The following is a 13,469-nucleotide window of genomic DNA, read 5'->3' as shown; positions in this document are numbered from 1 at the left end:
CATGAGCTACCAGCACAAGTATGTCGACGGCACCAACATCCACTTTCCAGTGGGTAAAGTGGTGTGCATCGGGCGTAACTACGCCGAACACGCCAAGGAACTGGACAACCCGGTGCCGACCGAGCCGTTGCTGTTCATCAAGCCGGGCAGTTGCGTGGTGCCGCTGGAGGGCGGTTTCAGCATTCCTGTCGAGCGCGGTTCGGTGCATTACGAAGCGGAAATCGCCGTGTTGATCGGCAAGCCGTTGTCGAACAAGCCAAGTCGTGAAGAAGTGTTGGACGCCATCTCCGGCTTCGCGCCGGCCCTGGACCTGACCCTGCGCGAAAAACAGGCCGAGTTGAAAGCCAAGGGCCTGCCGTGGGAGATCGCCAAGTCGTTCGACGGCGCTGCGGTGATCGCGCCTTTCGTGGTCGGCAGCACCTTCGCGGACGTGACCGACATCGGCATTCGCCTGACCATCAACGGCGAAGTCCGTCAGGACGGCAACAGCGCGCAGATGCTCAACCCGATCGTGCCGATGATCCAGCACATGGCCGGTTGCTTCTCGCTGCAGGCGGGTGACGTGATCCTCACCGGCACGCCGGCTGGCGTAGGGCCGCTGAATGTCGGTGATGAGCTGGTGCTGGAATTGTCGGGCGTGAATCGCTTCGAGAGCGTTGTTCGCTGACGGTCTGCATACATGCTGTAAAAAATGTGGGAGGGGGCTTGCCCCCGATAGCGGTGAGTCAGCTAAACATACACTGGCTGACACACTGCAATCGGGGCAAGCCCCCTCCCACATGGATTCTGTGTACATTTTTGGTTTTGCATTTTTTTCACACGCTATCCGCATAATTCCAGCTTCTCGCACGCAGGCCTTTGGGGCCTGTGCTATTCCCTACAGCTGACTTCCGGAAAAAGCCCTCAATGGCCGTGCCTCTGCCCACTTCCAAACCTACGCTTCGTTCTCGCTTGACCATGCGCTGGTATTCCTGGGTGTTTCTGGCCGGTGCCATCCTGTATGGCATCGCCTGGGCCATGCACTGGGATGACCGCGGTGTGTTGTGGGTGCTGGAGCGTTTCGAAAGCCCGGCCGAACGCCGGGACAGTGTGTGGCTGCCGGACTATCACGCGGTCATCGATGCCAAGCTGCTGCCGGGCATGGAAAAGGATGAGGCCTCGGACCTGTCCTACAACCCCCACACCAAAACCCTGTTTTCTGTAATGGGCAAGAACCCCTTCCTGGTGGAGTTGAGCCTGCAAGGCGACGTGCTGCGCAAGATGCCGCTCAATGGCTGGAACAATCCGGAAGGCCTGACGGTGATGGAAAATGGCTTGATGGCCGTGGTCGATGAGCGCGAACACAGCCTGACCATCGTCAAGGTCGACGCCAGCACCACCGCGTTGAACAAGGCTGATTTCCCCAGCTATGACCTGGGCCCGTCCAAAGACCAGAACAAGGCCTTTGAAGCGATCACCTGGGACAAGCGCAACCAGCAGCTGGTGCTGGGCGAAGAGCGCCCGCCGGCCCTGTTTACCTGGAAGAGCGACGGCAGCCAGGCGCTGACCGGCAACAAGCAGAAACGGGCCAGCACCGAGCTGGATGTGCGCAACCTGTCTGCCCTGGCCATCGACCCGCGTACCGGGCATATGCTGGTGCTGTCGGCGGACTCCCACTTGTTACTGGAACTGGATGAGACGGGTGAGCAAGTCAGCTTCATGACCTTGCTGGGCGGTTTCAACGGCCTCAAGGACACCATCCCGCGTGCCGAAGGCGTGACCATGGACGAGAGCGGTACGCTGTATATCGTCAGTGAGCCGAACCTGTTCTATCGGTTTGAAAAGCAGAAATAACGCAGGTAATACGTCAGACTTTTCTCAAAAACACGGTATCCACCAGACAGCCCGGTGCGTTTAAGCTTAAATTCAGGCGACCTTGATATCTATTCGCCAGTTTTTCTCTGAGCCCGCCACGATGCGTCGACTTGCCCGTCCCAAACCTGCTTTTTTAATCCTGCTTTGCATGGCGCTGGTTGCTGCCGTGATCGTTGCGCAGCAGTTCCGTCTGTTCGAACGCGCCTGGTTCAACTGGCAGGTGTGGCACCAGCCGGCGGCTGAACGCGGCATAGGCCTGGCCGATTACCGCGTCGTCCTGGAAGGTCAGGTGATCGAGGGGCTGGACGACGATGTGTCGGCCCTGACTTTCGATCCGGTGCGCAAAAGCCTGTTTACCGTCACCAACAAAAACGCCGAGCTGGTCGAGCTGTCCCTGCAAGGCAAGATTCTGCGGCGCATTCCGCTGGTGGGTTTTGGCGATGCCGAGGCGGTTGAGTTCATCAGCGATAACATTTACGTCATCAGCGACGAGCGCCAACAGCGGCTGATCAAAGTGCACGTGGACGACGACACGCAGTTTCTCGACGCCGCCGATGCAGAGCAGATGACCCTGGGCGTGCACATCGGCAGCAACAAGGGCTTCGAAGGCCTGGCTTATGACTCGGTGGGCAAGCGCCTGTTTGTCGCCAAGGAACGCGACCCGATGGTGATTTATGAGGTCCACGGCTTCCCCCATTTCAAAGCGGAAAAAACCTACTCGGTGCACGTGATCAACAACCCCAAGCGCGATGCCGGGTTGTTTGTACGCGACCTGTCGAGCCTGCAATACGACGAGCGCAGCGGCCATTTGCTGGCACTGTCGGATGAGTCGTTTCTGGTGCTGGAACTGGATATCGACGGTCGCCCGTTGAGCAGTCTTTCGCTGCTCAACGGGCGCCATGGCCTGAAAAAACGTGTGCCCCAGGCCGAAGGGATCGCCATGGATGACGAGGGCACTTTGTACCTCGTCAGTGAGCCAAACCTGTTCTACGTGTTCAAGAAGCCCTGATCAAAACATCCACTGCACGCCCAGCGAATAGCCGGTCTGGCTGCCCTGGGCATGGCCGAGCCGACCGTTGACCTCGGCGTACACCCCCAGTTGCGGGGTAATCGCCAGTTGGCTGCCGAGCTGCGCGCGGCCAAAACTTTTGTCGACTGAGCCCAGTTTGGCGGTGCGGGCCTGGCCATCGGCGCGGGCGGTCAGTTGCAGGTCGTCCAGACGCCCATCGGCCAGTTCCTTGACCCACGCGATAGTTCCGTAAGGCATCAGGCTCAGGCCGTAAGGCAGGGCGAGCGCACCACGCACGCGCCAGCCCAGGCTGGCTTCCAGGGAATCGAACGACTGTTCTTCGTAGTCCAGCGCGGTGCGCAGGTTTTGCTTTTCGTGGAACTGATCGATGCGGTAGTGGCTGTAATCCAGCCCGGCAAAGGGTCCGCTCTGGAGGGCGCCGAAATCGAAGTCATAGCCGCCCAGCACCCGTGCGCCCAAGGACAAGGCGTCCGTCTTGCCGGTCAGTTGCTGGTCGAGCAGCACCGGCCCGCCGTTGGCCTGGATCAGCAGGTTGCGTTTGGAATCAAAGCGCGTATGGCCGACGCTCAGGTCGCCGGCCAGCCAGCTCGGGCCACCGTCATTGAGCAGGGCGTAGGCGGCGGCCTGCCAGGTGTCGCTGTCGAGCTTGCCGCGGTGCTCCAACGCGTCGCGGCCGTTGCGGTAGCTCAGGCTGGCGCCGATGTTAAGGGCTGAACTGAGCTGGTAGTCGCCCAGCGCATGCAGGCCCAGCTGCCGAGCCTCTGGGCTGGGCGCGCGGTCGAAGCCGCTGTCCGGGTTGTATTCGCCATCCACGCCGATCTCGCCATCGAAGCTGCCCACGTCGCGGCTGGCCGACTGCAAGGTCAGCCAGCGGCGGTCGTGCAGGCGCACATTGGCCTGGTGCTGGCGCTGCAGGTTGTCCTGCATGTTGCGCGCGACCGCGCCGCCCGAGGCGGTCGAGGCCATCAAGTCGGCGTTGGTCAGCTCCAGCACCAGGCGGCTGAGCAGGCGCGAATAGTCGCGCAGGCGCTGGTCGATGCGCGCCTGGCCGAAGGCATCGGTGAGCACGGCTTTGTTGTCTTCGTTCGGGTCGTGCCAGGTCGAGCCGCCGGGGATTTTCGGGTTGTTGGTCTGGGTGTAACCGTCCAGGTCGCCCAGCTCCCAATTGGTGGCCTCGATGTACAGGATCGGAATGTTCAGCGGTTCGAACGGTTCGCCATCGCTGCAGCAACCGGTGCCCTTGGGGTACTGCGGGTCCAGGCCGGGGTTGGTGAACAGCGGGATATTCAGTTCCCGCGCAATCTGGAAGGTGTGCTCGCGCAACGCCGCCAGGCTGGGGTTGGTTGCACTGTTCTGGCCGGCGTGGGCATACATCATGTCGCCGGTGATCAGGCTGTCGAGGTTGATCATCGCAAGCATATTGGCGCGCTGGCTTGCGCTCAGGGCGTCGACGAAGGCCTTGGAACCGCGCAAGCCCTCTTCCTCCGCACCGAAGCCGACCACTTGAAGGCCATTTTCCAGTTGCAACCCGCCCAGGTTCTTCGCCACCTCGGTGAGCACGCTGGCGCCGGAACCGTTGTCGTCCAGGCCTTGCAGGGCAGGGCGGCCGAAGTAGGTGTCGAAGTGTGCGCCGATCACCACGTACTGCGGTTTAGTCCCGGCGGCGTAGGCCACCACGTTTTGCGAGGCGCGACTGCCGTTGTTCCAGGTGAAGTTTTGGCGACTGATGCTGTAGGCAGTGCCCATCTGGCTCTGCATCCAGTCGGCTGCCCCGGCGAAATTGGCGGTGCCGCGATAACGGCCGGGGTAGTCGTTGATCAGTTTTTCCAGGGTGGTATTGGCGTGCTGGCCGAAGTCGTAGGCCTGAAGGTGCGTGGACAGCAAAGTGCCGGCGACGCTGATCGCGAAGGCTAGGGGCTTTATCACAAGGTCTTCCTTGAGGTGATGGTTGGTGCAAGCCCACACGCTTTGCACAATGCGCGCCTCATTCCGTGGGCGGCTGCGAATTGGCGCATTGTTAAACGCGTGGGTCGCCTGGTTGTAATTTGTAACGGATTGGATACCAGGCGGGCCGTGACAGAGCGCACGGTTTTGGCGAGGAGTGCTGCGAAAAGTAGCGCTTTTGTTACACGAATTCAGAGTCGAGTGCGGTCAATGTGGGAGGGGGCTTGCCCCCGATAGCAGTGGGTCAGCCAACTGATGTGTGGCTGACACTCCGCCATCGGGGGCAAGCCCCCTCCCACATTTGAATTGCGGTGTTGTTAAGCTTTGAGGGTTTTTACGCCTTCCGAGGTGCCCAACAGCAACACGTCCGCTGGACGCGCGGCGAACAGCCCGTTGGTGACCACGCCGACGATGGCGTTGATCCGGGTTTCCAGTTCCACCGGGTTGGTGATCTGCATGTTGTACACATCCAGGATGATGTTGCCGTTATCGGTCAACACGCCTTCGCGGTACACCGGGTCGCCGCCCAGTTTCACCAGCTCGCGGGCCACGTGGCTGCGGGCCATCGGGATCACTTCCACCGGCAGCGGGAACGCACCGAGCACGGGCACCAGCTTGCTGGCGTCGGCAATGCAGATGAAGGTCTTGGCCACGGCCGCGACGATCTTCTCGCGGGTCAGGGCTGCGCCGCCGCCCTTGATCAGGTTCAGGTGCTCGTCGCTTTCGTCCGCGCCGTCGATGTAGAACTCCAGGTCGCTCACGGTGTTGAGCTCGTACACCGGAATGCCATGGCCTTTAAGGCGTGCGGCGGTCGCTTCGGAGCTGGCTACCGCGCCATCGAACGCGCCCTTGTGCAGGGCCAGTGCATCGATGAAGCAGTTGGCGGTGGAGCCGGTGCCGACGCCGACGACGCTCTTGTCGTCGAGTTTGGGAAGGATTAAATCGACAGCGGCCTGGGCCACTGCCTGTTTGAGTTGATCCTGGGTCATGCGGGCTCCGGAACGGGCGGGGAGTTATCGAGGGCGGCGAGTATACCCCAACAAACCTTGGGATTCGTGTGGTCTCCCGGCCAAAAGCCGGGTTAGACTCCTTGGTCCTGCCCAGCCCCTGAAGTAGATGCCTGCCGATGCTTGAACACTACGTCAAAAAGATCCTCACCTCGCGCGTTTACGACATCGCCGTAGAGACACCCCTGCAGACTGCCCGCCAGCTTTCCGAGCGGCTGGGCAACCAGATTTGGCTCAAGCGCGAAGACTTGCAGCCCGTGTTCTCGTTCAAGATTCGCGGCGCCTACAACAAGCTGACCCAGCTCAGCGCCGAGGAACGCGCGCGTGGCGTGGTCACCGCCTCGGCGGGCAACCATGCCCAGGGCCTGGCCCTGGCGGCCAAGGTGCTGGGGGTCAAGGCAACGATCGTGATGCCCAAGACCACCCCGGAGATCAAGGTCGAAGGCGTGCGTTCGCGTGGCGGCAAAGTGGTGCTGCACGGTGATTCCTTCCCGGAAGCCCTGGCCTACTCGCTGAAGCTGGTCGATGAAAAAGGCTACGTCTACATTCACCCCTACGATGATCCGCACACCATTGCCGGGCAGGGCACTGTGGCGATGGAGATTCTGCGCCAGCACCCTGGGCCCCTGGACGCGATCTTCGTACCGGTGGGCGGCGGCGGGCTGATCGCCGGTATTGCAGCGTATGTGAAATACCTGCGCCCGGAGACCAAGATCATCGGCGTCGAGCCGGACGACTCCAACTGCCTGCAGGCCGCGATGGCGGCGGGTGAGCGCGTGGTGCTGCCAACCGTCGGCATCTTCGCCGATGGCGTGGCGGTGGCGCAGATCGGCCATTACACCTTCGAGATCTGCAAGGACTATGTGGACGAAGTGATCACCGTCAGCACCGATGAAATCTGTGCGGCGATCAAGGATATCTACGACGACACGCGCTCGATCACCGAGCCGGCCGGCGCATTGGGCGTGGCCGGGATCAAGAAGTACGTCGAGACCCGTGGCGTCAGCGGCCAGACCTTCGTGGCCATCGACTCCGGCGCCAACGTCAACTTCGACCGCCTGCGCCACGTGGCCGAACGTGCCGAGCTGGGCGAGGGCCGCGAAGCCATCATCGCCGTGACCATTCCCGAGAAGCCGGGCAGCTTCAAGGCGTTCTGCGAGGCGGTGGGCAAGCGCCAGATCACCGAGTTCAACTACCGCTATCACACCGGCAGCGAAGCGCACATTTTCGTCGGTGTGCAGACCCACCCGGAAAACGACCCGCGCAGTGCGTTGATCGCCAGCCTCACCGACCAAGGCTTCCCGGTGCTGGACCTGACCGAAAACGAACTGGCCAAGTTGCACATCCGCCATATGGTGGGTGGGCATGCGGCCAAGGTCAGCGACGAGCTGGTGTTTCGATTTGAATTCCCGGAGCGGCCGGGGGCACTGTTCAACTTCCTCAACAAGCTGGGCGGGCGCTGGAATATCTCGATGTTCCACTACCGCAACCACGGTGCAGCCGACGGTCGTGTGGTCGCTGGCCTGCAAGTGCCGGCGGACGAGCGCCACCTGGTTCCGGCTGCGCTGGCCGAGATCGGCTACCCGTATTGGGATGAAAGCGAAAACCCGGCCTACCAGTTGTTCCTCGGTTGAGCGACTACGCTGACTGAGCGGCCTTCAAGGAATCGAAATCATGGAAACGCTGACCACCCTCAAAGTCATCCACGTCATCGCCACGGTGTTGCTGCTGCTCAGCGGCCTCGGCCTGGCGGTACTGGCCTGGCGCAAGCGCAGCACCGGCCCTGCGGTAACCGTGCAACGCCCGTGGGCATTCGTTTGGCTGCTGATGGGGGTTTGCCTGGTGAGCATGCCGTTTACCGGTTGGTGGATGGTGCACCTGGTGGGCTGGCCGCTGGGGCAGACCTGGATTCTGGGCTCCAGTATTCTCTACACCGTCGCGGCGTTGGCCTGGTTCTGGCTGGTGGCGCGGCTCAATCGGCTGCGCAAGGGCGAGGGCGGTAGCGTGAATTTCACCCTGGTGCTGGCGGTGGTCAGCCTGGTGGGGTTTGTCGCGATTGCTGGGTTGATGGGAGCTAAACCCGTTTAAAAAGGAGCTTCATGAACATTCTTCTGGTCGGCGCCACCGGGTTTGTGGGGCGTCACCTGTTGCTGGCTTTGCAGCAGGCGGGGCACCGAGTGGTGGCCACGTGTCGTGAACCTCGAGGTCAGGACTGGCCGGGCGTGGAATGGCGCTCGCTGGATTTGAACCGGCTGGCGGCAGACCCGCAAGCGTTCGACTTTCCTCCATCGGTTGATTTACTGATCAATGCAGCTGGCCTGCTGAGCGTGGACGCGGCCGAGTTGAGCCGGGTGCAGGACCAAGGCACTTGCGCGCTGTTTGACCTGGCCGCCCGGCGCGGGGGCCGGGTCCTGCAGGTTTCCGCCCTTGGCGCTTCAGCGCAGGCCGATGTGCCCTTTCTCGCCAGCAAAGGCGCGGCTGACGACTATCTGCTGAGCCTGGGCGTCAGCGCAGTGGTGCTGCGACCTTCCCTGGTGGTCGGTGAGGGCGGCGCCAGCAGTACCTGGCTCGCCGGGCTTTCGCCCTGGCCGCTGATCCCTTTGCTGGACCTCAAGGCCCAACTGCAACCGGTGCATATCGATGACCTGGTCGGTGCCGTGCTGGCGCTGCTGCGCACGTGGCCCGTCGAGTCGATGGTCGTTCCCGTGGTGGGGCCTGAACCGATGCGGCTGAGCCAGGTCATCGATCACTTGCGCGCGGCCCAGGGCTGGGCGCCGGGTCGATATATCCAGGCCCCCTTGCTGAGCCTGAGCGGCTGGGTCGGTGAGCGCCTGGGTTGGCGCGCACTGAACAAGCAGAGCATCGCCCTGGCGCAACGTGACAACCTGGCCGACCCCGACGTGCTGGCGTCGGTCTGCGGTTATTCGGCTGCGCCGCTGGCCTCGCGTCTGCAGGGCTGGCCCACAGCGGCCGTCAGCAGCCAGCGCTCGATCCGCCCACTGATGCTGGCGGTGCTGGTGCTGATTTGGCTGGGCACCGCGGCGGTGTGCCTGGGGCCGGGATTCGAATGGGGCTTGCGCATCCTGGCGCAGGCCGGCGTGCACGGCGCCTGGGCGACGCTGGCGGTGATCGGCGGGGCGCTGTGCGATGGCCTGTTGGGTGTCGGGCTGCTGGTCAGGCGCTGGCGGCGCCAAACCCTGATACTGCAACTGTTGTTGATGGCCGGCTACACCGTAGTCATCAGCTTCGTTCTGCCCCACTACTGGTTTGACCCCTACGCCGCCGTCGCCAAGAACCTGGTGCTGATGGTGGCTACGTTATGGCTTCTTTGGACTGAACCCACTGGGAATGAGCTTCGCCGATGAGCGCTTACCTGCTGCTGAAAACCCTGCATATTCTTTCATCGACCATCCTGTTCGGGCTGGGCGCCGGCTCGGCTTACTACGCCTTGCGCGCCTGGCGCAGCGGCAGAGTGGAAGTGATCGCCGTGACGTTCAAGCACCTGGTCTTCGCCGACTGGGTGTTTACCGCCACCACGGCAGTCTTCCAGCCACTGAGCGGGCTCGGCTTGATGCACTTGGCGGGTTGGTCGTTGCAGCAGAGTTGGCTGCAATGGACGTTCGGCTTGTATGTGCTGGCGGGCGTCTGCTGGCTGCCGGTGGTGTGGTTGCAGATTCGTGTGCACAAGATGGCGGAGCAGGCGTTGCGCGAAGGCACGGCGATGCCGCTCAAGGCCGCCACCTATATGCGCTGGTGGTTTGGCCTGGGCTGGCCGGCGTTTCTGGCGTTTATGGCGATTTTCTATCTGATGGTGGCCAAGCCTATGTAAGGCTTGAGTCTGCGTCGGCTGCATCGGGGGCAAGCCCCCTCCCACATTTTGATGCGTGAATATATTCAAGTGTGGGAGGGGGCTTGCCCCCGATAGCTTTATCAGCCGCGCAGCGTAATCACCGGCCAGCCACGCTTCTCGGCTTCAGCCCGCAGATTCGGGTCCGGATCCACCGCCACCGGGTGAGTCACCTGCTCCAGCAGCGGCAAGTCATTCATCGAGTCGCTATAAAAGTAGCTGTCTTCCAGGCTATGCCCAGTCTCTTCCAGCCAGCGCTTCAGCCGCGTCACCTTGCCTTCACGGAAGCACGGCACATCGGTGCTGCGCCCGGTATAGCGGCCATTTTCCATCTCGCATTCGGTGGCGATCAGGGTTTCGACGCCCAGGCGTGCGGCAATCGGCGCGGTGACGAAACGGTTAGTGGCGGTGATGATCACCAGCTTGTCGCCGGCGGCGCGGTGCTTGGCCAGCAATTGGGCAGCCAGGGGCAGCATTAACGGGTCGATGCAGTCGCGCATGAAGTCGTTGTGCCACTCCTCCAGTTGAGCCATCTCGGTACGGCCGAGGATTTCCAGGCTGAAGTTCAGGTACGCAGCGTTGTCCAGCTTGCCGGCCAGGTAGTCCTGGTAGAACTCGTCGTTGCGCGCCTTGTAGGCGATCGGGTCGAGAATCCCGCGTTCACACAGGTAATCGCCCCAGGCGTGATCGCTGTCACCGCCGAGGAGGGTGTTGTCCAAGTCGAATAAAGCCAGGCGCATTGCAGTTACTCGCTGAAAAGTCTGTAAAAAGGCGTCCAGAATACGGTCTTTTCACAAGAGTGCACATAAGGTAAGAAGCCTCGTTGCCGCTGGATGAAGCTTTGTGGAACAATGCGGCGACATGCGTTTGCGAGGTTGTTGCCGTGATCGACCCCGATGGTTTCCGTCCTAATGTCGGGATCATTCTTACGAATGATGCCGGACAGGTGCTATGGGCTCGCCGAATCAACCAAGATGCCTGGCAGTTTCCTCAAGGTGGGATCAACCCCGACGAAACCCCTGAAGACGCCTTGTACCGTGAGTTGAACGAAGAAGTCGGCCTTGAGCGCGAAGATGTGCAAATTCTGGCCTGTACCCGTGGCTGGTTGCGCTATCGTTTGCCGCAACGCCTGGTGCGAACCCACAGCCAACCGCTGTGTATCGGCCAGAAGCAGAAATGGTTTCTCCTGCGCCTGATCTCCAACGAGCAGCGGGTGCGGATGGATTTGACCGGTAAACCGGAGTTCGATGGCTGGCGCTGGGTCAGTTATTGGTATCCGTTGGGCCAGGTGGTGACATTCAAGCGCGAGGTTTATCGTCGCGCTCTCAAAGAGCTTGCCCCGCGCCTTTTAGCGCGCGACTGACGACGGAGTTCGACCCCGAGCCATGCTCAATACGCTGCGCAAGATCGTCCAGGAAGTTAACTCCGCCAAGGATCTCAAGGCGGCGTTGGGGATTATTGTGTTGCGCGTCAAGGAAGCCATGGGCAGCCAGGTCTGCTCGGTTTACCTGCTGGACCCCGAGACCAACCGTTTTGTGCTGATGGCCACCGAGGGCTTGAACAAGCGCTCCATCGGCAAGGTCAGCATGGCGCCCAATGAAGGTCTGGTGGGCCTGGTGGGGACGCGTGAAGAACCCCTGAACCTTGAAAACGCGGCCGATCACCCGCGTTATCGCTACTTTGCCGAAACCGGCGAAGAGCGTTACGCCTCGTTTCTCGGCGCACCGATCATTCACCACCGCCGCGTCGTCGGCGTATTGGTCATCCAGCAGAAAGAGCGCCGCCAGTTCGACGAAGGCGAAGAAGCCTTCCTGGTGACCATGAGCGCGCAGCTCGCCGGGGTTATCGCCCACGCCGAAGCCACGGGTTCGATTCGCGGCCTGGGCCGCCAGGGCAAGGGCATCCAGGAAGCCAAGTTCGTCGGCGTGCCGGGTTCGCCGGGTGCCGCCGTCGGTACCGCCGTGGTCATGCTGCCACCGGCCGACCTCGATGTGGTGCCGGACAAGAGCGTCGATGACATCGACGCTGAAATCAAACTGTTCAAGACCGCCCTGGAAGGCGTGCGCGCCGACATGCGCAACCTGTCGACCAAGCTGGCCACCCAGTTGCGCCCCGAAGAGCGTGCGCTGTTCGACGTCTACCAGATGATGCTGGACGACGCGTCCCTCGGTAACGAAGTCAAAACCGTGATCAAGACCGGCCAGTGGGCCCAGGGCGCGCTGCGCCAGGTGGTCACCGATCACGTCAACCGTTTCGAGATGATGGACGACGCCTACCTGCGCGAGCGTGCCTCGGATGTGCGTGACCTCGGTCGCCGTCTGCTGGCCTACCTGCAGGAAGACCGCAGCACCAACCTGGTCTACCCCGACAACACCATCCTGATCAGCGAAGAACTGACCGCCACCATGCTCGGCGAAGTGCCTGAGGGCAAGTTGGTGGGCCTGGTCTCGGTATTGGGTTCGGGTAACTCCCACGTGGCGATCCTGGCTCGGGCCATGGGCATTCCGACGGTGATGGGCCTGGTGGACCTGCCGTATTCCAAGGTGGACGGCATCGACATGATTGTCGATGGCCATCGCGGCGAAGTCTTTACCAACCCCAGCGAGTTACTGCGCAAGCAGTACGCCGAAGTGGTTGAGGAAGAGAAGCAACTGGCGCTGGGCCTCGACTCGTTGCGCGAACTGCCGTGCGTAACCCTCGATGGTCACCGCGTGCCGTTGCTGGTGAACACCGGCCTGCTGGCCGATGTGGCCCGTGCGCAACAGCGCGGCGCCGAAGGGGTAGGGCTGTACCGCACCGAAGTGCCGTTCATGATCAACCAGCGTTTCCCGAGTGAGAAGGAGCAGCTGGCGATTTATCGCGAGCAACTGCAGGCCTTCCACCCGTTGCCGGTGACCATGCGCAGCCTGGATATCGGCGGCGACAAGTCACTGTCGTATTTCCCGATCAAGGAAGACAACCCCTTCCTCGGCTGGCGCGGCATTCGTGTCACCCTCGACCATCCAGAAATTTTCCTGGTGCAGACCCGCGCCATGCTCAAGGCCAGCGAAGGCCTGAACAACCTGCGCATCCTGCTGCCGATGATCTCCGGCACCCATGAGCTGGAAGAAGCCCTGCACTTGATCCACCGTGCCTGGGGCGAAGTGCGCGACGAAGGCGCCGACGTGCCGATGCCGCCGATTGGCGTGATGATCGAAATCCCGGCGGCGGTGTACCAGGCCAAGGAACTGGCGCGCCAGGTGGACTTCCTGTCGGTAGGCTCCAACGACCTGACCCAATACCTGCTGGCCGTGGACCGCAACAACCCACGGGTGGCCGACCTTTACGACTACCTGCACCCGGCGGTGCTGCAAGCGCTGCAGCACGTGGTGCGCGACGCCCATGCCGAGGGCAAGCCGGTGAGTATCTGCGGTGAAATGGCCGGGGACCCGGCGGCAGCGGTGCTGTTGATGGCGATGGGCTTTGACAGCCTGTCGATGAACGCCACCAACCTGCCTAAAGTGAAGTGGATGCTGCGCCAGGTTGAATTGAGCATGGCCAAGGATCTGCTGGCCGAACTGATGACCATCGACAACCCGCAAGTTATCCACAGCTCGCTGCAATTGGCGTTGAAGAACCTGGGGCTGACGCGGATGATCAACCCGGCTTCCGCCAAAAAACTTTAGAAACATGCACTGATCAAAAATGTGGGAGGGGGCTTGCCCCCGATAGCAGTGTGTCAGTCAGATTATCTGGTACTGATACACCGAAATCGGGGGCTTGCCCCCTCCCACATTTGATTTTCGTT

The 13,469-nt window shown here is 61.8% G+C and carries 12 protein-coding genes; 9 read left to right on the top strand and 3 right to left on the bottom strand.

Annotated features, from left to right (window positions below; all coding sequences use genetic code 11):
• Position 1: 1 nt before the first annotated feature.
• The 3 genes from SC318_RS25385 (at position 2) to SC318_RS25375 (ending at position 2,863) form a co-directional block, all read left to right on the top strand.
• Positions 2–667, top strand: a complete 666-nt coding sequence (locus SC318_RS25385) for a fumarylacetoacetate hydrolase family protein (RefSeq protein ID WP_320428899.1) — start codon at positions 2–4, stop codon at positions 665–667.
• 239 nt (positions 668–906) lie between these two features.
• Entirely contained in the window at positions 907–1,833 is a 927-nt protein-coding gene (locus tag SC318_RS25380; protein ID WP_320428898.1) for an SdiA-regulated domain-containing protein, read from the top strand.
• Positions 1,834–1,954: 121 nt separating this feature from the next.
• The gene (locus SC318_RS25375) at positions 1,955–2,863 is read left to right on the top strand and encodes an SdiA-regulated domain-containing protein (RefSeq protein ID WP_320428897.1); all 909 of its coding nucleotides are present in this window, start codon (positions 1,955–1,957) and stop codon (positions 2,861–2,863) included.
• Here the strand turns inward: SC318_RS25375 and SC318_RS25370 are convergent, their stop codons facing one another.
• Both SC318_RS25370 and rpiA read right to left on the bottom strand, forming a co-directional pair.
• Positions 2,864–4,810 (bottom strand): autotransporter domain-containing protein, encoded by a 1,947-nt coding sequence (locus tag SC318_RS25370; protein WP_320428896.1) that lies wholly within the window; start codon positions 4,808–4,810, stop codon positions 2,864–2,866. It abuts the gene before it with no gap.
• 335 nt (positions 4,811–5,145) lie between these two features.
• Positions 5,146–5,817 carry a ribose-5-phosphate isomerase RpiA gene (rpiA, locus tag SC318_RS25365; RefSeq protein ID WP_320428895.1) on the bottom strand — a complete coding sequence of 224 codons (672 nt, stop codon included), beginning with the start codon at positions 5,815–5,817 and terminating at the stop codon, positions 5,146–5,148.
• Between the two features lie 137 nt (positions 5,818–5,954).
• On the opposite strand from rpiA, the gene ilvA reads away from it, so the two are divergent.
• The 4 genes from ilvA to SC318_RS25345 are packed head-to-tail and all read left to right on the top strand — an operon-like array spanning position 5,955 to position 9,664.
• Positions 5,955–7,469 carry a threonine ammonia-lyase, biosynthetic gene (gene ilvA / locus SC318_RS25360; protein ID WP_320428894.1) on the top strand — a complete coding sequence of 505 codons (1,515 nt, stop codon included), beginning with the start codon at positions 5,955–5,957 and terminating at the stop codon, positions 7,467–7,469.
• A gap of 40 nt (positions 7,470–7,509) precedes the next feature.
• Positions 7,510–7,923 carry a DUF2269 family protein gene (locus SC318_RS25355; protein WP_306490767.1) on the top strand — a complete coding sequence of 138 codons (414 nt, stop codon included), beginning with the start codon at positions 7,510–7,512 and terminating at the stop codon, positions 7,921–7,923.
• Positions 7,924–7,934: 11 nt separating this feature from the next.
• Positions 7,935–9,200 (top strand): SDR family oxidoreductase, encoded by a 1,266-nt coding sequence (locus SC318_RS25350; protein WP_320428893.1) that lies wholly within the window; start codon positions 7,935–7,937, stop codon positions 9,198–9,200.
• Positions 9,197–9,664: a DUF2269 family protein gene (locus SC318_RS25345; RefSeq protein ID WP_320428892.1), complete on the top strand. Its 468-nt coding sequence runs from the start codon at positions 9,197–9,199 to the stop codon at positions 9,662–9,664. The genes SC318_RS25350 and SC318_RS25345 overlap by 4 nt, the downstream gene beginning before the upstream one ends.
• A gap of 101 nt (positions 9,665–9,765) precedes the next feature.
• Here the strand turns inward: SC318_RS25345 and SC318_RS25340 are convergent, their stop codons facing one another.
• Positions 9,766–10,422 carry a histidinol-phosphatase gene (locus SC318_RS25340; protein ID WP_320428891.1) on the bottom strand — a complete coding sequence of 219 codons (657 nt, stop codon included), beginning with the start codon at positions 10,420–10,422 and terminating at the stop codon, positions 9,766–9,768.
• 143 nt (positions 10,423–10,565) lie between these two features.
• Between SC318_RS25340 and SC318_RS25335 the strand changes: the two genes are divergently transcribed.
• Together SC318_RS25335 and ptsP are read left to right on the top strand one after the other, a co-directional pair.
• Complete coding sequence (locus tag SC318_RS25335; RefSeq protein WP_003176750.1) at positions 10,566–11,045, top strand: RNA pyrophosphohydrolase; 480 nt, start codon at positions 10,566–10,568, stop codon at positions 11,043–11,045.
• A gap of 22 nt (positions 11,046–11,067) precedes the next feature.
• Complete coding sequence (ptsP, locus tag SC318_RS25330) at positions 11,068–13,347, top strand: phosphoenolpyruvate--protein phosphotransferase (RefSeq protein ID WP_320428890.1); 2,280 nt, start codon at positions 11,068–11,070, stop codon at positions 13,345–13,347.
• Positions 13,348–13,469 lie beyond the last annotated feature (122 nt).

Origin of the sequence: Pseudomonas sp. MUP55 (assembly GCF_034043515.1) — a bacterium.
Taxonomy (GTDB): domain Bacteria; phylum Pseudomonadota; class Gammaproteobacteria; order Pseudomonadales; family Pseudomonadaceae; genus Aquipseudomonas.
This window is presented reverse-complemented; position numbering and strand designations above follow the sequence as displayed.